The sequence below is a fragment of the Nocardia sp. NPDC059177 genome (assembly GCF_042755165.1).
Classification (GTDB): Bacteria; Actinomycetota; Actinomycetes; order Mycobacteriales; family Mycobacteriaceae; genus Nocardia.
In genome coordinates this window covers 1-19,054 of the sequence record NZ_JBHZBX010000028.1, presented here as the reverse complement: position 1 = coordinate 19,054, position 19,054 = coordinate 1, and the positions used below count along the sequence as shown (strand labels likewise).

Genomic DNA, 19,054 nt, shown 5'->3' with positions numbered 1-19,054 from the left:
GGCTCACTCCGTCCACAGGGCGGATCGGAGGGTAGTAACTAGGCAGCGTAGTAGTTCGTCGCGCGCGGGTGGCGTCCGGGCTCGCGACGCGCGGGCGCGGAAGTAACAGTTCGGTGTCCGGCGCGGGTTTGCCGCGGCGATGCCGGGTGCGCGGCGCGCGGATATCGCTCGCTGTGCTGGCGGTTAACCCGTTCTGGCACAACGCAATGCACACCGAATCTTTCTTGTCAACCCCTACGATGCCCTCGTTGTGGCCCTGACCTGCACAGTTGATCGCGCCGTTATCGAGTCGCATGTTAAACTGTGAACATCGAAAGGGGCACGGGACACATGATTTTTAAGGTCGGAGACACCGTCGTTTACCCCCACCACGGAGCGGCGCTGATCGAAGCAATCGAGACCCGCACCATCAAGGGTGTGCAGAAAGAGTATCTGGTCCTGAAGGTCGCGCAAGGCGATCTGACCGTTCGGGTTCCCGCGGAGAACGCCGAATATGTCGGCGTCCGCGACGTCGTCGGCCAGGAGGGTCTCGACCGCGTCTTCCAGGTGCTGCGCGCGCCACACACGGAGGAGCCGACCAACTGGTCCCGCCGTTACAAGGCCAACCTCGAGAAGCTCGCCTCCGGCGATGTGAACAAGGTGGCCGAGGTCGTGCGTGACCTGTGGCGTCGTGAGCAGGACCGCGGCCTGTCCGCGGGTGAGAAGCGCATGCTGGCCAAGGCCCGCCAGATCCTCGTCGGTGAGCTCGCGCTCGCTGAGGGCACCGACGACGGCAAGGCCGAATCGCTGCTCGACGAGGTCCTCGCCGCGGCTTCCTAGGAACGTGCGACCTGTCGTAGCACTGGTCCCTGCCGCCGGTCGTGGCGTGCGCCTGGGTGAATCCACCCCGAAGGCGTTCGTCCCGGTCGGCGGCACACCTATGGTCCGGCTGGCCGTCGACGGGCTGATCGCCTCCGGTGCGGTGCACCGGGTGGTTGTTGTCGTGCCCGCCGAGCTGGTCGATGCCGCGTCCGCTCTGCTGTCCACCACCTCACTCCCCGGCGGTTCGATGCCCCCTGTGCCGGTGCAGGTCGTGGTCGGCGGCGCCGAGCGCACCGATTCGGTCCGCGCGGGCATCGCGGCCGCACCCGATGCCGCGTGCTATCTCGTGCACGACGCCGCACGCGCGCTCACCCCACCGGAGCTGATCGCGCGGGTGGCCGCCGAGCTACACGCGGGCAGTCCCGCCGTCGTCCCGGCCCTGCCGGTCGTCGACACCGTGAAAGCGGTCGACGACGCCGGCGTGGTGACCGGCACCCCCGACCGCGCCCACCTGCGCGCCATCCAGACCCCTCAGGGCTTCGCCGCCGACCTGCTGCGCCGTGCCTATGCCACCGAGGTCGGCGCGACCGATGACGCTGCCCTGGTCGAACGCCTCGGCGTCGCCGTGCGCACCGTCGCCGGTGACCCGCTCGCCTTCAAGATCACCACCCCCCTCGACCTGCGTCTGGCCGATGCGCTGTGCGCCGATCGAGCACCCGGCGCGCGCGACCTCGCCACCGCCACCGAGCGCCCGGCCGACGCCGAGGTGCCCACCGCCGCGAATCACCCCGACCAGGCGGTCGCGCGATGAGAGTCGGCATCGGCAGCGACGTGCACCCCATCGAGCCCGGTCGTCCCTGCTGGATGGCCGGTCTGCTGTTCCCCGATGCCGACGGGTGCGCGGGCCACTCCGACGGTGATGTCGCCGCGCATGCCCTGTGCGACGCCCTGCTCTCCGCCGCCGGTCTCGGCGACGTCGGCGCGGTCTTCGGCGTCGGCCGCCCGGAATGGGCCGGGGTCACCGGCGCCGCCATGCTGACCGAGGTCCGCCGGCTGCTCCTCGACGAAGGCTTCATCGTCGTCAACGCCGCGGTGCAGGTCATCGGCAATCGCCCGAAGATCGGCCCGCGCCGCGCCGAGGCGCAGAAGGTTCTGGGCGAATTACTCGACGCACCCGTTTCGGTGTCCGGCACCACCACCGACGGCCTAGGTCTGACCGGTCGCGGTGAAGGTGTCGCCGCCATCGCCACCTGTCTGCTGGCGGAGTGTCCGCAGCCCTGACGGGCCGGACGCCTTCGCCGTAACGCTCGCTGCTCGACCCGCCCGGCACGCACCGGCCGGTCAATCGCACGCCCATCCCACCGACTAGGATCGAACGCCGTGACCTTGCGCCTTTTTGACACCGACACGCGGACCCTGCGGGAATTCACCCCGCTGGTCCCCGGCCGTGCCTCGGTGTATCTGTGTGGGGCCACCGTGCAGGGTCAGCCCCATATCGGTCATGTCCGCAGCGGCGTCGCCTTCGACGTGCTGCGCCGCTGGTTGCTCGCGCACGACTACGACGTGTGGTTCATCCGCAATGTCACCGATATCGACGACAAGATCCTGAACAAGGCCGCCGAGGCGGGCAGGCCGTGGTGGGAATGGGCCGCCACCCACGAGCGCGCCTTCGACGCCGCCTACGAGGCGCTCGGCGTGCTGCCGCCCTCGGCCGAACCGCGCGCGACCGGCCACGTTACCCAGATGGTCGGGCTGATGGAGCGGCTGATCGAGCGTGGGCACGCCTATGCCGCCGAGGGCGACGTCTACTTCGATGTGCTGAGCTGGCCGAATTACGGTGAGCTGTCCGGGCACAAACTCGACGACGTGCACCAGGGCGAGACCCCCACCCGCGGCAAGCGCGATCCGCGCGATTTCACGCTGTGGAAGTCGGCCAAGCCCGGTGAGCCGAGCTGGCCGTCGCCGTGGGGCCCCGGCCGTCCCGGCTGGCATCTGGAATGCTCCGCGATGGCCGAGTTCTACCTCGGTGCGGAATTCGATATCCATTGCGGTGGAATGGATTTGATTTTCCCGCACCACGAGAACGAGATCGCGCAGTCGAAGGCCGCCGGTGACGGTTTCGCGCGTTACTGGCTGCACAACGGCTGGGTGACCATGGGCGGCGAGAAAATGTCGAAGTCGCTCGGCAATGTGCTCGCGGTGCCGAATGTGCTCGCGCGCGTGCGCCCGGTCGAATTGCGTTTCTATCTGGGCAGCGCGCATTACCGTTCGATGCTCGAATACTCCGACAAGGCGCTCGACGACGCGGTCGCTTCCTATCAGCGCATCGAGGCGTTCGTGCAGCGGGTGCTGGACCGGACCGGTGACGTGCCGGTCGGCAAATGGACCGACGGTTTCGCCGCCGCGCTCGACGACGATCTGGCGATTCCGAAGGCCCTCGCCGAAATCCACCACGTGGTGCACGAGGGCAACCGGGCACTCGAGTCGGGCGCCTACGAGACCGCGATCGAGCTGGCCGGTCAGGTCCGCGCGATGCTGGGGATCCTCGGCGCCGACCCGCTCGACGCCAAGTGGTACACCCCCGCCGACAACTCGGCGGCGTTCGAGGCCCTCGACGTGCTGGTCCGCTCCGAGCTGGACCGCCGGGCGAGCGCGCGGGCGGAGAAGAACTGGGCTGAAGCCGATGCCGCACGGGATCGGCTCATCGCGGCGGGTATCGATGTCACCGATACCCCGCAGGGGCCGGAATGGTCGCTGGGCGCATCTAGCGGAAAGGCGAACTGATGGCAGGCAATTCACAGCGACGCGGAGCGATCAGGAAGGGCGGCAGCAAGAAGGGCGCCGTCGTCGGTTCCGGCGGCAAGCGCCGTCGCGGCCTCGAGGGCCGGGGCGCGACCCCGCCCGCGGAGGCCCGCACCAAGCATCCCGCCGCCAAACGCGCGGCCGCGGCCGCCAAAGCCAAAGCGGCACAGGGTCGTCCGACCGGTAAGTCCGGTGTGCCGCGCGCGGGCCGCAAGTCCGACGACGGCCCCGAGCTGGTGCTCGGACGCAACCCCGTGCTCGAGTGCCTGCGGGCCGACGTGCCCGCTACCGCGCTCTACGTGGCGGTCGGCACCGAGAACGACGACCGCCTCTCCGAGAGCGTGCAGCGCGCCGCCGACCTGGGGATCTCGATCCTCGAGGTGCCGCGCACCGATCTGGACCGGCTCAGCGCCAACGGCTTGCATCAGGGCGTGGCCCTGCAGGTGCCGCCGTACCGCTACGCCCACCCCGACGACCTGATGGACCGGGTGAAGACCTCTGGCGAGCCGGGTCTGCTGGTGGCGCTGGACAACATCTCCGACCCGCGCAACCTCGGCGCGGTCATCCGCTCGGTGGCCGCGTTCGGCGGTCAGGGCGTGGTCATCCCGCAGCGTCGCAGTGCCAGCGTCACCGCGGTGGCGTGGCGTACCAGCGCGGGCGCGGCGGCCCGGCTGCCCGTCGCCCGCGCCACCAACCTGACCCGCACGCTGAAGGACTGGGCTTCGCAGGGCTTCCAGATCGTCGGCCTCGACGCGGGCGGCGACACCCCGCTCGACGAATTCGATGGCAGCGTGCCGACAGTGGTCGTGGTCGGATCCGAGGGCAAGGGCCTGTCGCGGCTGGTGCGCGAGAACTGCGACTCGATCCTGAGCATCCCGATGGCCGGTCCGGTCGAGTCCTTGAACGCTTCGGTCGCGGCCGGTGTCGTCCTCGCCGACATCGCCCGACAGCGCAGAGTTATCTGAGCGCTGGCGCGCTCGAGGTCGCGGCCCCGCCAGGGTCGCCGGTCAGCGCTCGAGACTCGCGCCTGCGGCGCATGCGCTTCGAGCGCTGACCGGCGACCCGGCCGCGACCGGCGCTACGCGCCGCCGCTCCTCGGGGTCGCGGGTGCGGGGCTGGTAGTGCGGTAGGCGACCGACTCACGGTTGCGCTACGCAGTACAGCGTCAGCGGCCCTCCGACACAGTAGAATTCGATGCGTGGCCATTCCCAATCAGCCGATCGGCGAGACGGTCGAGCACCCGCAGGCGAACCTGATCCTCGTGCTCGGGCTGCTCAGCCCGTTCTGCTGCGGGATCTTCGGGCCGGTCGCGTGGGTACTCGGCAGGCGGGCGCTCAACGAGATCGACAGCTCCTACGGTGCGCTCAGTGGGCGCTCGCAGGTGCTGATCGGGTTGATCGCCGGCATCATCGGCACCATCATGATGATCCTGATCGCGCTGCTGTACCTGGCCGGTACCTGTAACGGGAACTTCTAGTCAGTCCGCCAGGCCGGGGCGTTCGGGGCCCGCGTCCCAGACCGGCCATTCGGCGCTGATGCTGCCGGTCCAGTGCGGCTGACGGCGTTCCCGGAACGCGGCCATCGCCTCGCCACCGTCGACACTCTTGGCCACGTGCGCGTTGAGCTCGGATTCGAGCTGGCCGACCACGGCCGGGGTCATGCCAAGGCTCTCCCAGATCAGCCGCTTGGACAGCGCGACCGGCAGCGGCGCGGGTCCACCGGCGATGTCGTGGGCCACCGACATGGCGGTGGGCAGCACCTCGCCCGCGGGCAGGCTGGCATTGGCCAGGCCCATCGACTTGGCCTCGTCACCGTCGAAGGTGCGGCCGGTCAGCATGATGTCGGCGGCGTTGGCGAGCCCGGCCAGTCGCGGCACCGTCCAGTGCGCGTAACCGTCGGCGAGTACGCCGCGACGCACCTGGCTCAACCCGTAGACCGCGTCGCGCGCGAAGTACCGCAGGTCGCACTGCAGAGCCAGCGCGAGTCCGACGCCGACCGCGTGGCCGTTCACCGCGGCGATCACCGGTTTCCGGACCTGCCAGGGCGGCGGATCGAGGGTGGCGCTGGCCTCGCCCGCCCGCGCGGACAGGTCGGCCCCGGCGCAGAACGCGGGAGCGGTGCCGGTGATGACGACGGCGCGGATGGCGTCCTCGGCGTCGCAGCGGCGTAGCGCGGCGCTCAGCTCGGCGGCCATCGCCGGGGTGACGGCATTCTGCTGGGCCGGCCGGTTGAGCGTGAGCACGGCGACGCCGCCGGCGACGTCGACGAGCAGTTCCGAACTCATGGGATGGATGGTACTAGCGGCCCGATCTCAGCGGCCGGAGACCGTGTGGTCCCCGTCGCCGCGTCACTCGCGCAGCAGGTGCCGCCCGATCGCGTATTTGTGCACTTCGGTCGGCCCGTCGTAGAGCCGGAACGCGCGCATGTCCCGGAACAGCATCTCGACCACCGTCTCGTCGCTGATCCCGATCCCGCCCAGCACCTGCACGCAGCGGTCGGTGACCTTGAACAGCTCCTCGGACACATACGACTTGGCCATCGACGATTCGTGCCTGGCCTGCTGCCCCTGATCCATCAGCCAGCAGCTGTGCCAGATCGTCAACCGGCACTGATGCAGCGCGACCGCATTGTCGACGAGCATGAACGACACGCCTTCGTGTTCGCCGATCGGTTTACCGAAGGCGGTGCGGGTGCGCGCGTGCTCTAGCGCGATGCTCTGCGCGCGTTCGGCCGCGCCGAGCGCGCATGCAGTGGGTGAGCCGGGCCGGCGCCAGGCGCAGCTGGGCATAGCGCAGGGCCTGTCCGGTGCGCCCGAGCACCGCCGAAGCGGGCAGCGTGAGATTCTCGAACCGCACCACCGCGTGCCCGCCGACATAGTTGCGGTCCATCGTGTTCATGACCCGTTCGATGACGATGCCCTCGGTGGCACCGTCGGTGACGAACAGCGTCGGCCCCGACGGCAGGTGCGGGTTCTCGGCGAGGTCGGCCATGATGATCCAGGTCCTGGCCCCGTCGGCCCCCGTGATCAGCCACTTGCGCCCGTTGATCACGAAGTTCTCCCCGTCGAACACCGCCGCGGTCCGCAACTGCCCCGGATCCGACCCCGCCCCGTCCGGCTCGGTCATCGCGAACACCGACCGCTGCTCACCCCGGATCAACGGCATCAGATACCGCTCCACCTGCTCCGCTTCGGCGATCTTCCCGAGCAGAAACATGTTCCCCTCATCCGGCGCGGCACAATTCATCGCCACCGGCCCCAACGTCGACCACCCCGCCGCCTCGTACACCACGGCCTGCTCGACATGACTCAACCCGAGCCCGCCGAACTCCACCGCCGCCTGCACGGTGAGCAGCCGTTCCTTACGCGCCAGCGCGACCAGCTCGGCCCGCAGCTCGTCGGTAGGCCCATGCTGAGTCACCCGCGAATCCCGCTCGAACGGCACCACCTTCTCGACCACGAACGCCCGCACCCGATCCCGCAACGCACTGAGCCCCTCGGGCACGGTGAAGTCGACCATGCCGCCCATTCTGCCCGCCCGGCCCCGCCTCTACCCGCATTTCGGATCGATGGCGGGAAGCCTGGCTGAGTTGGTCGTTGATCGCCGATTGAAATGGCTTGTTCCGGTGGATCAGATCTGGAGCACAAGGGCTCCGTCACACGCTTAAAACCTCCCATCTTGCCATTTCTTCCTCTCGTGATGGGGTTCCATCCCATGGGTTGTCACGAAAGTGTTCGTCGTTGAGAAAGTCCATATATGGTGGTTTGGGGAAGCCCCAATTGGTGACCGATAATTCTGCAGTTCTTTCCGCGATATCCGCGCGCTTCAGCGCGTGCGCGATATCGGTTGCAGACGGCCTGAGATCGGCTGGATCGGTGGACCCTTGAACGGTCAGATCTATCCGGATTCCAATCATTCCCGATTGGTCTGCTACATCTTTTACATCGATGCCGAACAAGCAGGTGTCGGCGGGCAAGCTGACATTTCTGATGATATCTGCTACCTGTCGTTCATCGGCGCTGTAGGGTACGGCGGGCGCGATTGTGACACACTTGGCTGCAGCAGCAGTTGGCGTGCCGACTCGGGTAGTCGAGTCAGTAGAGGGACTGGGGGTGCTCGCCGAACACCCGACAAGTGCGAGTAGTGCGATGGTCGCGAATGAGATTTCTAATCCACGCCTTTTAGTCGTCTTCACTGGAAAGGTTCCAATCATCGGATCGTTGATCAAATCCACCCGATACTGACATCGGCCAATGGTCTCTACCGTTCGTTGACGACTGTGCTGCCGGATGGTTGATCAATGCCAGCCACTTCAAGAAGTTATCAGCCCGGACACACCTTCCACAGTCACGCTTGTTCGTGGATCTCCCATATAGCCAACTCGGCGCCGTGAGACGGCGTGCCGTCCCACGGGTGGTCTTGGAAATTGTCGTCGATCAGATACGATTCATAGAGCCGACTGCTTGCACCCCAATTTGTCACGCGCAAGCTTGCCGTGCGCTCGCCTATGTCCTCGGTCTTGATGAAATGGGCAATTTCGGTGGCGGCAGGTCTCAAATCGTCGGGTGAAGTCGAACCCTGGAGTCGAAGGTCGACATACACCGTGAATTCATTGGGGTTATCTTTCAGGGGCAATACGTCTACTGCGCTGAAACATGCACCTGCCGGCAACGGAAGTTCTTTAATTTTCGCAGTTATACGCTTTTCGTCTATGTTTTCTGATCCGAGCATCACGGGCTCGAAACAATCCGCAGCGGCAATAACAGTGGTTGTAGGTGAATAGGAACCCCCTCCATCGCCGTTTCCTGGTGACTCTTCTGGCCCGCATCCGCTGGCTGCCGACAGCGCTGCAACCAGCAGGACGGTTACTCCTGTCAGGTAATGCCGCCGTGTGGAATAGCGTGGGGTGACGCGCGTCATGACAAGAGGGCTAGGTCGTCGGTCAGGTTCAAGAGTTCCACTTCCAACCGTCTTCCTTATTGTCGTATTCGATCGTGTTCGGACCCGGCCACGCATCATTTCCTGCATCGTTGACAGCCAAGCCCTTGGGACTCTTGATCATATTTTCCAGTTCGTTGGAAGCAATCCATACTTTGGTTTGAACCTCGGCAAAGTCGGTGATTGCCTGAACCGTCAATTCCACTGTAGCGGTGATGGCGTTATTCAAGGTTCCGACCGTGAAAGGAACAGAGGCCCCGGCTGTCGTGGCCGCTTCTCCAGCAAAAGTACCGGCATCGGAGATGATGGTCGCCAAGTTGTCGATTGCCGACTTATAAAAATTCCTACCCTCTTCAGCGATTATCAGAAGCTGCGTATGGATCTTCTCGCAAAGCTCTTGAATTGTATTCATCGCCGTCGCTTGAAAACCTCGGGAATCTTTGAATGATTTGTACGCGTCTCCATCCCAGTTCCCCTCCAGATTGTTGGACTCACGATTCTGAATACCGTACACCTTGCTGACGGCAGCTCCGACTTGTTGCCACTTTGAAGCATAGTCCACGAACAGCCAGGGTGCGAACATCCCTTCGACGGCTTTCTTTATCTCGGCTATGACTTCCTTCAGCTTCTCCTGGATTTCATCTCTCTTATCCGAATAAAACCAGTAAGATGCCAGGGATATGATCTTTAGCTTATCGTACGCATTATTAATCATGTCCGGGATGTCGTCGAGCTCATCGACCTTGCTCTTGAACTCCATGCGAATTGAAGTCAAGGTCTGTTCGGTCAACTCGGGATAGGGACTCAATTCGGAAGTCCGATCTCGCCAGCGATATTATTTGTTGCTGCGGCCTGTTCGTCCTGCTGTGCGCCGAAGCTGACCACTGCCTGATGGAGTGCATTTCCGAGCTGCTCGGCAGCCGGCGCGCCCTCGTTCAATCGATCCTGGACATAAGCTGCAGCTTTCGAATAGGCACTCCACGCGCCATTGAACATTGTGCCGAATTGAACTTCGGTGTACTTTAGTGGGTCAATCGACGCTGCGGCCTGCCGCAAGCCCGGAGCCACCTCTGTTAGCCATGTTCTAGAGACCAACTCGAGCACGTCGAGTTCCGCCTTCAGGTTATCACCCATTAGTCCGTACTCCTCAATAGCTGCTTTTCGTGAAGAACCAGCCGGGCAGCTAGTTCCTGGTCGGTCTCGCGGTCGAGATATGCATCGTGAACTAGCTGGGGCTTCGACATTCGGGCGCGGGTACAACACTCGACGACATCGGTTGCAATGTAGTCGGCGTTCGTGCCATTGATCGCCCACAGTGGGTCTATATCTATCGCTACAAGCCGTGAGTGTGTGGCAGATACGGCGACACCCGGAGTGCCGAACTCATTTGATCCGGAACCGTAGTACTTATAGACTGGCAGTCGGAATATCCGGGTGTGGAGATCCCTGTACTGATCGTAAGTACGCGTCTGTAGTAGAAGTGGGGCTGCTTCTCTGAGAGTTGGCACCGACGATGGTGGGGCCACTCCCGACTCGATTACTTTAATAGCCAGATCGAATACGGCGTAATTGTAAGCATCCATGATCGACCTTGCGTATTCGATAGGATCGAAATGGGTCTTCCACGAACGACTTACGAAAATTTCGGTCGGAAGCCGGTCCTGAGTCAGCCTTACCTCTACCAACGATGATTTCTGAAACGGATTTGTAGGTGATTGCCCCGGTGTGGTGCGCTGCGCTGGTGGTCGCGTCGTTCCATATAATGCTGCGGATCGAGGTCCGGACGGACCGTCCATGGCAGCGTGAATTTCAGGTGTCGAATGGGGGGAGGCCTTGGGCTTTACCTCCAGAGGCTCATCGTCCCAATAGTCATCATTGTCGTAATGGTTGTACCATCCGTTATTGGTCACGAGGATCCTCCATTGCGGTAAATGATGCGCGATAGGATTGCCGGTCTCAGCACTGCGGCCACTCGTTGTCATTCGATCCGTTAAATCGGGCTTCGGATGTGATCCATTTGCTGATCGTGGCCCCTTGGGAGCTCATGCTTGCTGGGCTGAAGGTGACCTCGTGCGGATCCCGGGTCATTGTGTAACGGCCGTCGTCGGTGAAGTCTCGCCATTCGAGGGAATGCTGTGGTGTGGAACGGTCGAGGATGCTGCCGCGATAGAGAGCAGCTGAGCCGCCGCCATGTGAGGGACGGTTGATGAATCGGCGGTAGCGCTCGTTGGGGGAATTGTACGCGACGTCTTCGAGGTACGTATCGTGGCGTGGTGTGATATCGCGGGTGGCGAAGCTGGTAGCGGGTAGAGTCCCGGGTGCCTGCTTGGGGAGGTAGCTGATCAGGCGTTGCGGTAGGGATTCTGCGCGTCCGACATGGACGGAAATGGGTCCGTCGTTGCCATTGCGGATGATCTGGTCCAGGACAACAGACTGGAAGCCGTTGTGGGTTGCATGGATTCGGTATTCAGCCGTGGTGTTGTCGCGGGTTTTTGTGGTGCTGCCAGAGATTTCGATGCGCCAGGTCGCGGTTGTTGCGACGTCGAGCGTGGCTCGGATGCTGTCGAGGTCCAAGCGGCTACAGCTGTCGAGGAGTGTGTTGCGGTGGTTGTCGAAATCTTCTTGGTACATGAAGCGGGAGAGGTAGTGGAGTGGGCGAGGGAAGCGGTCGACGGCGTCGCTGTACCAGTGGACGGCGAAGTCGTCGGGGTCGAGGGTCCAGGAAGTCACGTCGTCTCGCCTTCTGCCTGCCGGGTTTGAGCGGAAGGGAAGTGGGCGCCAAGCGCTTGAGGCGGCGTATTGGGGACATCACCGATGAGTTCGCGAGCGTTCTCTTCGTTGATCAAGTATTCCGGAGTCTCGCGGGTCGATTCGTTGTCGTTGCCGCGGGCCCCGCCTGCGCCGCCCATCATGCCCGGTGACATCATGCCGCGACCGGTAGCGCCGGCGGTGGCCCCGGCGGCGACGCTGGCCGTGGGGGTGGTGAGGGTGGGCATGCCCGGCGTTACGCGGCCTGGGTTGATGGTGGTTCCGGGGGTGGCGGCCGGGGTGCCGCCGCCGGGGCTGCCGGGGGAGCTAGGTGTGGTCGGTTTGGTGTCGGGGGTTGTGGCCGGGGTCGTTCCGGCGGGTTGGGTGCTCGACGGGTTGGTGTCGCCGTCACTGTTGTCGTCGGTGGTGTCGTCGCCGGTGTCATCGTCATCGTCGGCGGTCTCGTCGTCGTCGCCGTCGTCGGTGGTGTCTTCCGGGGTGGTGTCGTCGGCGGTGGTGTCTTCCGGGGTGGTGTCGTCGGCGGTGGTGTCTTCCGGGGTGGTGTCGTCGCCGGTGGTGTCGTCGTCTTCGTCGTCGGTGTTCTGGTCGGGTGTGCCGCCACCACCACCGGTGTCGTCGTCATCGTCGCCGCCGCCGGTGGGGACGAAGGAGTCGTCGACGAGGCTGGTGGGGTGGTCCAGGACGGGTAGGCCGTTGTCGATGGTTGCGAATGGGTTGACGTAGGAGGCGGTCATGACGGCTTGGGCGGTTTCTTCGTCGTCGGCGCGTTCGCGTTCGAAGTCGTCGTTGTTGATCCAGCGGTCGTTGATGTCCCAGATGTCGGGGTCTGGTTTGCGTTCGGGGAGTGCTGATTTGGTGTTGACGGCTGAGCCTGCGGAGTCGGTGATGAGGCGGGCGACGGTTTCGAAGGTGCCGGTGAGGGTGTCGGCTTTGGTGGTGTAGGTGTTGATGGCGGTTTTGGAGGCTTCGGCGGCGTTGCCTTCCCAGGCTTGGGCGATGGCGGTGTTCATGCGGGTGCGGAAGGTTTCCAGGCCGATGGTCCAGTCGGTTTTGGCTTGCCAGTAGACGGCGGCGGCGTCGTAGGCGGGGTCGCTGTTGACGGGGGTGAAGCGGTCGAGGATCTCGTTGTGCCGTAGGCCTTTGGGGCGTTCGGTGTTCGGGGGGATCTTCGCGCCTTCGGTGCCGGCCATCAGTGGCCTCCTGGGAGTTGGTCCAGGCGTTCGGTTTCGGCGGTGAAGCGGGCGGCGAAGGATTCGTCCTCGGCGATGTAGCGGTCGCGGATTGCTACGTGGAGTAGGCGGATGTCCTCGACGGCGTCCCAGTGTTCTTGTAGGACGGTGTGGAAGTCGTTGCCGTCTTCCTGGCCTTTCGACTTCTTCCGGAACCGCTCGGCCATCGTCGTCGCGGAGGTGAGCTGCGAGCCAGCGTGGTCGCCGAAACCCCAGGTCTGAAGCTTGGATACATCATCGATCTTCGTCTGGATCTGTTTGATCGTGGCCTGGAAAGCCGCGCATTCGTATTCGATTTTGGCGAACTCTTCGGGGTCCATGCGGACGGTGAGGCTGCCGTTCTTGGCTTCGGTGATCAGCGGGCCCAGCGGTGTGTCGGCCATCGAGTCTTCCCCCTTGCGTCGATCCGGTGTTCAGTTGGCTGGTCAGGCTCCGGCGGGGATGCTCGGCGCGATCTTCTCGGCCAGCGTGCGTGCGATAGTGCAGGCGGGGATATGCGCGGTCGCCGGCGATGACTTCTTCGGGTTGCTGACCGCGATATCGAGGCTGCCGCCGTCCAAATGGATATTCGCCGTGCAGCTGTCGTCCAGCTCCGGTACAGCGGGATCGCTTGTTCCCTGCCGCGAGACGATCGCCTGACGGTCGCCCGAGACGACAAACTCCTCAGCGTCGGTGAAGTTGCGCGCCCGGATCATCTCGAGCGTGAGATTCGTGGTGCGTATGGAGGTGCCGTAACCGCGTCCACCCTTGTAGACCCATCCGCAGCCACGCCAGTACGGCCGCCCTGGTCCGCCCAGCGTCGACTCTCCGGTCGACACCAGATTCTCGGACTTGATCACCTCATCGGGGATCTGTGTGCACGGATCGAACCCGGTGGGTACGTCCGCGGCGTAGGTCGGCGAGGTGTTGGCCGGAGCTGGTTCGTCCTCGGATGGTCCGCACGCGGCGACCATCAATACCGCACCGATCAGCGCGATGAGCCCGCCCCCGCGTGTCGTCGCCGCCCCCACCCGTAGCCCTTCGGTATGCAGCCCCACCCGGGCTGATGCCGCACGAAGCTATCAATTTCATCGGGGGGGGGGTCAAGCCTCGCGGGCGGGTGCGGTCAGGTGAAGGCGCGGTAGAGGTCGATCTCGGAGTCGGGGTCGTCGATCAGGTGCTGGGCGAGTTCGGCGTCGCTGATGAACTGTTCCATTGCGGTGAGTAGGGGTGATGGTGGCATGTTGGTGGTGAGCTGGCGGAAGGGGGCGATCAGGTCGATGCCGAAGCGTTGGGATTCGGAGATGATCGACGGGATGCCGGTGTCGCCGGCGCCGAGTTCGGCGCGCATCTGTGCGATGGCTTCGGCTTGGACGGTGTCCCGTTCGCGGACGAGGTGGACGAGCGTGGACAACAGTTCGATCCGTCGGCGTTCGACGGTTTCGGGATCGGCATCGCGCGGGTGGTCGGGCAGCGCGATCATGCCGGTCGGTGTCATGTCGAAACCTTCGGCAACAAGGGTTTCGGCGAGTGTGGCCAGCGCGTCGGCGTTGTCGACCATGAAGCTGATCGCGGCGCCGAGGGTGCGGAGCATCGTTGCTAGCCGTTGCCCGACCTGCTGGGCGGCACGCTCGCGCGCCCTCAACCATTCGGTGCGATCCGATAGTTCCTGTTGCAGCCAGCGGGTGATGTGTAGGGCGGTGCCGATCAACCACTGTTGTTCAGGATCTGCGGGAACTGGTTGTCCGGCACGTTGATCCAGATATGTGTTCCACACCCGCAGCTGGGCGATGACGGTGTCGGTATCCACGTCGGGGCGGCAGTACTTCTCACGGAAGTCGATGCCGACCTGCTCGGGCGTCAATGCTCGGATACGTGGATCGACGTGCCGTTGGTTCTCCCCTCCCATTCCGTCATCATGACAGGCTGTCTGTTCAGTGCCACGGACGGTCTCGACCAACCCGTGAAACCTGATCGAATCGGATGCCTGCGGCGCTGATTGAACCGATCGGAGCACACAAGTGTGCCGGTGTCGAAACCCCCTGCCCCGGAACTCCCGATCACCATGCCCCGATAGACCCTCTCGGCCAACACTTCTGGCCCCGCGTCGAAATGACGCGTGGCTTGGTTGGACCGTGTCGAAGGTGTGCACTCCCCGGCCGACACGGTGCGTACGTGCGAGGCGTACGACAGTGGTACTCGCAGACGGCTGGGGTTCGGGGATGGAGCGCCCCTGGTCGGGCTCGTCGATGACGACCGTTAGCGGGCCGCCGGGGGCCTGGGGAGAGGCAGCGGGGGTCATCTCGACCGCGGTGGGCGTTCACTGGTCGGCCGATTCGTCGGTTGAGATGGCGAAACGTAGACAGTGATGGCTGGCGCAGGAGCGTTGGCTCCGGGATGACTACTCGGCAATGAAGGCGCCGAGGTGTCGCAAGGTAGGGTGTTCCCCACGGTGCGAACAGGTGCATGCTGCTTCGTACCCAGGCCCTCGGAGAGTGTTACAGCACTCCCGGGGGCCGAACTATGTGGGCGACGCTACACCCCAAAGCTATTGGTCGGCAACAGAGCTGGCGATGGAAATGTGGAGGCGGCCGGGTGTCACTCCAGCTGCGCGGCCGGATCTGTTGGAACGCAGCAACTTTCCCGAAAATCGTGTATATATGCGGTATGGCTATGGAAGGGGAACCGGGCAGTCCGCACGACGCGGTGTGCCGCCACTTTTTCGGATCGCCGGAGAACGCGGCATCGGAGTTGCGCGCGCTGCTCCCCGAAGCATTTGTCGCGCAGGTGGATTGGTCGACGTTGACGCTGATGCCGTCCGGGTTTGTATCGGACCATCTGAAGTCTCGGTACGGAGATCTGCTGTTCTCGGTGCGGGTCGATGGGCGTCTGGCGTTCATCTACTGCCTGATCGAGCATCAGAGTCGGTCGGACAGGTGGATGGCATTGCGGTTGACCGAGTACATGGTCAACATCTGGCGGCAGTATCTGCGGGACAACGCGGAGTCCGAGGTGTTGCCGATGATCGTGCCGTTGGTGGTGTACGCGCATCCGAAGGGGCGGCGGTGGAGGGCGGCGACGGATCTTTCGGAGCTGTTCGCGCTGTCGGCGGAGCTGCGTGAGTCGCTGGGCGATCTGGTGCCGCGGATGCGGTATGTCGTTGATGATGTCGGCGCGGTGGATCTGGTGGAGTTGCGGAAGCGGTCGTTGACACCGGCGGCGCTGGTGGTGTTGCGCGCTTTGCAGGTGGCCAGTCGCGAAGACGTCGTCGAAAGCCTGTATTCGCTGGTCGACGACCTGGCGGCGATGTACCACGGTCCGAATGGACAGGGGTATCTGACCGCTGTCATGACGTACATTGGTTGTGTCAGTGATGTCGAGCCGGAGAGGTTCGATCCGTTGCTGGATCGGCTGGAACCGCAGGTGAGGGAGGCTGTTGTGACCACTCTGGAAAAGCTCGTGGCCAAGAACGTAGCCCGCGGTGAGGTTCGCGGTGAGGCGCGTGGTGAGGTCCGTGGCAAAGCTGACTCGTTGCTGCGGCTGCTCGGTTGCAAGTTCGGTGATGTTCCCGGCTCGGTGAGCACGCGGGTTCGGTCGGCGTCCATTGCTGAGCTGGACCGGTGGACCGAGCGGATCCTGACCGCGACGACGATCGAGGAAGTTCTCGTGCGGGACGACGGTTAGGGGGCTGGGACTCGGCGGGCGGGGGTCACGCGGCGGTTTCGGTGGCCGATGAGGCGGCAGATCAGGTAGATCGTGAATGAGATGCCGGTGACGAAGGTGGAGACGGGGACGCCGGGGGCCAGGGAGAGTAGGAGGCCGCCGACGGCGGCTATTTCGGCGAAGAGCACCGATAGGACGGTGGCGCGTAGGGGGCTCGAGGTGAGTTGGGCGGCCGCGGCGGCGGGGGTGATGAGCAGGGCCAGGACGAGTAGGGCGCCGACGATTTGGACGCCGAAGGCGGCGGTGATGCCGAGCAGGACGGCGAAGACGACCGAGAGGGCGCGGACGGGGACGCCGCGGGCCACCGCGACTTCGGGGTCGGCGCTGGCGAACAGCAGGGGGCGGTAGATCACGGCGAGGACGGTCAGCACGGCGGCGGTGCAGGTGAGCAGCAGGGCCAAGCCGTCGTAGCCGACGCTGGCGACCTGGCCGGTGAGCAGGGAGAACTTGGAACCGGCGCGGTCGGGGGCCAGCCACAGGAACAGCACCGACAGGCCGAGGCCGAACGAGAGAACTACCGCGATCACCGAATCTCGTTCCCGCGCACGGGAACCGAGCCAGCCGAACAATACGGCCGCGACCACCGAACCGGCGATCGCGCCGATCCCGACGCCGACGCCGGCCAGCAGGGCCGCCGACGCGCCGGTCAGCGAGAGCTCGCTGGTGCCGTGCACCGCGAACGACATCTGCCTGGCCACGATCAGCGGCCCGATCAGCCCGGCGAGCAGGCCGAGCAGCGCGCTCGCCAGCAGCGCCTGCTGCACGAAGTCGTAGGTGAGCAGATCGGCGGTGGTGCCGAAGGCGAACATCTGCTCGAACACCTTGGTGAGCTTGTCCATCAGGCGGTACCGCCGAGCGCGTCCATGTCGTCACCGGTGCCGACGACGACGAGCCGGTCGCGCACCCGCAGCACTTCGACCTCGGTGCCGTAGAGCTCCGAAAGCGTCGCCGAGGTCATCACCTCGGCGGGTGTGCCGATCCGGAATTCGCCGTCGACCAGGTACAGCACCCGGTCCACCAGCGGCAGGATCGGATTGATCTCATGGGTCACGAACAGCACGGCGGTGTCGTGTTCGCGGCGGCGCTGGTCGACCAGTTCGGCGACCCGGCGCTGATTGGCCAGGTCGAGACCGATCAGTGGCTCGTCGCACAGCAGCACCGAGGGATCGCCGACGAGCGCTTGCGCGACCCGCAGCCGCTGCTGTTCACCACCGGACAGACTCTCCAGCGGGGCATGCGCGAAACGCTGCGCGCCGACCGCGGCGACGGCCGCCTCGACCTTGCGTGCCCGCTCGCGACGGCCACGCCAGCCCAGCCCCCATCGATGCCCGTCGACGCCGAGCCCGACCAGGTCGACCCCGCGCAACTGCACGCCGGCGTCGATCGTCTTCTGCTGTGGCACATAGCCGATGGCCGGATTGCCGACACCGGCCTGCCTGCCCGCGACCTCGGCGGCACCGGAGGTCAGCCCCAGCCTGCCGAGCAGTATCCGCAGCAGCGAGGTCTTGCCGGAGCCGTTGGGGCCGAGCACGGCGATGAACTCGCCGGGGGCGACGGTGAGATCGAGATCGCGCCACAGGGTCCGATCACCGAAGGACAGCGTCGCCGCGCGCAGCCGGATGGCCGCCTCGGCGGTTTCGGAACGCGCGGGCGTGGCGACGGTGATCTCGGTCATCGGTGGTGTCCTCAGCGCAGGGCCGCGGCTAGTGCCTTGGCGTTGGCGGTCTGCCACTGGACGTAATCGACGCCGTCGGGCAGCGTCTCGGTCACCTCGACGACCGGGATGCCCGCGGCCTGCGCGGTCGCGCGCAGGTCCTGGGTGATCTTGTCCTGGGTCTGGATGTTGTAGATCAGGGCCTTGACCTGCTTCTCGCTGATCAGATCGCGGGTCGCGGCGACGGCGGCGGGGGCCGGGTCGGTCTCCTGCTCGATGGCTTCCTGGAACTCGTGCGGGGTCTTGTCCTGCGCGGTCGCGGCGACCAGCAGGTAGTGCGCGAGCGGCTCGGACTGGGCGACCGGCGCGTTCGGATGCTGGGTGGCGATGGCGACGGTGATGGTGCTGATGCCGATCAGCTGGTTCTTGAAGGTGGTCGCGCGCTCGGTGTACGCGGCGGCGTGGGCGGTGTCGACCTCGCCCAGTTGGGTGGCGATCTGGTCGGCTACGGCGGCGACGGTGGGGATGTCGTACCAGAGGTGTTCGTTGTCGTCGTTCTTGTCCGTGCGCTGCTCGAACGCTTCGACGGTGCGTTTGTCTTTGCCGTCGATGGCCTTCTCGATGAACTCGTCGTAGTGGCCGCCGTTGAATACGACCAGGTCGGCGTCGGTGATCTTGGCGGTGTCGGTGGCGGAGGTTTCGAAGGAGTGTGGGTCGGCGGCTGGGTCGCTGATGATCGAGGTGACCTGTGCGTCTGGGCCTGCTACGGCGCTTGCTACTGAGCCCCAGACGTTGGTGGAGGCGACGATCGAGACGGTGCCGTCGTCTTCGGTGGGGGAGCCGCAGGCGGTGAGGGCGGCCGCGGTGGCTAGTCCTGCGGTGAGGACTGCGCAGTGGCGGGCGAATCGAGAGGTCACGCGGATGCTCCTGGCCGTGCTTGTTATCGAGGCACGTGTGCCCTAGATCATAATGGAAACCGTTACCGTTTTAGATTAGCAGGTGTGGGTTGGGGTTGATGGCGGGGATTGATTGTTTGGCGTCCCAGGACGGTGAACGCTGTGTTTTTGGAGCGCTGGCGCGCTCGAGGTCGCGGCCCCTGGGGGCCGCCGGTTAGGCGCCGGTTATTTGTACATAGTCGCCTAACAAAAGGCGCCGAACCA

20 protein-coding genes and 1 pseudogene are annotated in these 19,054 nt (G+C 64.9%); 7 read left to right on the top strand and 14 right to left on the bottom strand.

The annotated features are described in order from the left end of the window. Positions 1-330: 330 nt before the first annotated feature. The 6 genes from carD to ACFXK0_RS26280 all read left to right on the top strand — a co-directional run bounded on the left by carD (position 331) and on the right by ACFXK0_RS26280 (position 5,080). Positions 331-819, top strand: coding sequence for an RNA polymerase-binding transcription factor CarD (carD, locus tag ACFXK0_RS26305; RefSeq protein ID WP_019044685.1), 489 nt, complete (start codon positions 331-333; stop codon positions 817-819). A gap of 4 nt (positions 820-823) precedes the next feature. Beyond that, complete coding sequence (gene ispD / locus ACFXK0_RS26300) at positions 824-1,612, top strand: 2-C-methyl-D-erythritol 4-phosphate cytidylyltransferase (RefSeq protein WP_379413540.1); 789 nt, start codon at positions 824-826, stop codon at positions 1,610-1,612. Beyond that, positions 1,609-2,082 (top strand): 2-C-methyl-D-erythritol 2,4-cyclodiphosphate synthase, encoded by a 474-nt coding sequence (gene ispF, locus ACFXK0_RS26295; RefSeq protein ID WP_379413539.1) that lies wholly within the window; start codon positions 1,609-1,611, stop codon positions 2,080-2,082. Before ispD ends, ispF begins: the two co-directional genes overlap by 4 nt. A 99-nt stretch (positions 2,083-2,181) precedes the next feature. Next, the gene (gene cysS, locus ACFXK0_RS26290) at positions 2,182-3,585 is read left to right on the top strand and encodes a cysteine--tRNA ligase (protein WP_379413538.1); all 1,404 of its coding nucleotides are present in this window, start codon (positions 2,182-2,184) and stop codon (positions 3,583-3,585) included. Further along, positions 3,585-4,568 carry a 23S rRNA (guanosine(2251)-2'-O)-methyltransferase RlmB gene (rlmB, locus tag ACFXK0_RS26285; RefSeq protein ID WP_379413537.1) on the top strand — a complete coding sequence of 328 codons (984 nt, stop codon included), beginning with the start codon at positions 3,585-3,587 and terminating at the stop codon, positions 4,566-4,568. Before cysS ends, rlmB begins: the two co-directional genes overlap by 1 nt. 233 nt (positions 4,569-4,801) lie before the next feature. Then, complete coding sequence (locus ACFXK0_RS26280) at positions 4,802-5,080, top strand: DUF4190 domain-containing protein (protein WP_379413536.1); 279 nt, start codon at positions 4,802-4,804, stop codon at positions 5,078-5,080. Here ACFXK0_RS26280 and ACFXK0_RS26275 read toward each other — a convergent pair whose 3' ends face one another. The 11 genes and pseudogenes from ACFXK0_RS26275 to ACFXK0_RS26225 form a co-directional block, all read right to left on the bottom strand. Next, positions 5,081-5,887 carry an enoyl-CoA hydratase/isomerase family protein gene (locus ACFXK0_RS26275; protein WP_379413534.1) on the bottom strand — a complete coding sequence of 269 codons (807 nt, stop codon included), beginning with the start codon at positions 5,885-5,887 and terminating at the stop codon, positions 5,081-5,083. A 63-nt stretch (positions 5,888-5,950) separates the two neighbouring features. Beyond that, positions 5,951-7,121: pseudogene (locus ACFXK0_RS26270) on the bottom strand (acyl-CoA dehydrogenase family protein). A gap of 136 nt (positions 7,122-7,257) precedes the next feature. After that, positions 7,258-7,836, bottom strand: coding sequence for a hypothetical protein (locus ACFXK0_RS26265; protein WP_379413532.1), 579 nt, complete (start codon positions 7,834-7,836; stop codon positions 7,258-7,260). Positions 7,837-7,949: 113 nt separating this feature from the next. Next, positions 7,950-8,522 carry a hypothetical protein gene (locus ACFXK0_RS26260; RefSeq protein WP_379413531.1) on the bottom strand — a complete coding sequence of 191 codons (573 nt, stop codon included), beginning with the start codon at positions 8,520-8,522 and terminating at the stop codon, positions 7,950-7,952. A gap of 28 nt (positions 8,523-8,550) precedes the next feature. Then, entirely contained in the window at positions 8,551-9,330 is a 780-nt protein-coding gene (locus ACFXK0_RS26255) for a hypothetical protein (RefSeq protein ID WP_379413530.1), read from the bottom strand. Positions 9,331-9,344: 14 nt separating this feature from the next. Next, positions 9,345-9,674, bottom strand: coding sequence for a hypothetical protein (locus ACFXK0_RS26250; protein WP_379413528.1), 330 nt, complete (start codon positions 9,672-9,674; stop codon positions 9,345-9,347). An 822-nt stretch (positions 9,675-10,496) separates the two neighbouring features. Then, complete coding sequence (locus tag ACFXK0_RS26245; RefSeq protein WP_379413527.1) at positions 10,497-11,270, bottom strand: ESX secretion-associated protein EspG; 774 nt, start codon at positions 11,268-11,270, stop codon at positions 10,497-10,499. Beyond that, on the bottom strand, positions 11,267-12,499 hold the full coding sequence (locus ACFXK0_RS26240) for a hypothetical protein (RefSeq protein ID WP_379413526.1): 1,233 nt from the start codon (positions 12,497-12,499) through the stop codon (positions 11,267-11,269). The genes ACFXK0_RS26245 and ACFXK0_RS26240 overlap by 4 nt, the downstream gene beginning before the upstream one ends. Beyond that, positions 12,499-12,921, bottom strand: coding sequence for a hypothetical protein (locus ACFXK0_RS26235; protein WP_379413525.1), 423 nt, complete (start codon positions 12,919-12,921; stop codon positions 12,499-12,501). Before ACFXK0_RS26235 ends, ACFXK0_RS26240 begins: the two co-directional genes overlap by 1 nt. A gap of 42 nt (positions 12,922-12,963) precedes the next feature. Next, entirely contained in the window at positions 12,964-13,575 is a 612-nt protein-coding gene (locus ACFXK0_RS26230) for a DUF3558 domain-containing protein (RefSeq protein WP_379413524.1), read from the bottom strand. Between the two features lie 68 nt (positions 13,576-13,643). Beyond that, positions 13,644-14,426, bottom strand: a complete 783-nt coding sequence (locus tag ACFXK0_RS26225) for a hypothetical protein (protein WP_379413523.1) — start codon at positions 14,424-14,426, stop codon at positions 13,644-13,646. Positions 14,427-15,184: 758 nt separating this feature from the next. On the opposite strand from ACFXK0_RS26225, the gene ACFXK0_RS26220 reads away from it, so the two are divergent. After that, positions 15,185-16,201 carry an Rpn family recombination-promoting nuclease/putative transposase gene (locus ACFXK0_RS26220; protein WP_379413521.1) on the top strand — a complete coding sequence of 339 codons (1,017 nt, stop codon included), beginning with the start codon at positions 15,185-15,187 and terminating at the stop codon, positions 16,199-16,201. Here the strand turns inward: ACFXK0_RS26220 and ACFXK0_RS26215 are convergent. Genes ACFXK0_RS26215 through ACFXK0_RS26205 form a run of 3 tightly spaced genes read right to left on the bottom strand, consistent with a single transcriptional unit; the run spans position 16,198 to position 18,817 of the window. Continuing rightward, a complete protein-coding gene (locus tag ACFXK0_RS26215) occupies positions 16,198-17,082 on the bottom strand; it encodes a metal ABC transporter permease (RefSeq protein WP_379413601.1) in 885 nt (294 codons plus the stop codon). The two genes, ACFXK0_RS26220 and ACFXK0_RS26215, sit on opposite strands and share 4 nt — an antisense overlap. Next, complete coding sequence (locus tag ACFXK0_RS26210; protein ID WP_379413520.1) at positions 17,079-17,915, bottom strand: metal ABC transporter ATP-binding protein; 837 nt, start codon at positions 17,913-17,915, stop codon at positions 17,079-17,081. Before ACFXK0_RS26210 ends, ACFXK0_RS26215 begins: the two co-directional genes overlap by 4 nt. A gap of 11 nt (positions 17,916-17,926) precedes the next feature. Next, positions 17,927-18,817 carry a metal ABC transporter solute-binding protein, Zn/Mn family gene (locus ACFXK0_RS26205; protein ID WP_379413599.1) on the bottom strand — a complete coding sequence of 297 codons (891 nt, stop codon included), beginning with the start codon at positions 18,815-18,817 and terminating at the stop codon, positions 17,927-17,929. Between the last annotated feature and the right edge of the window lie 237 nt (positions 18,818-19,054).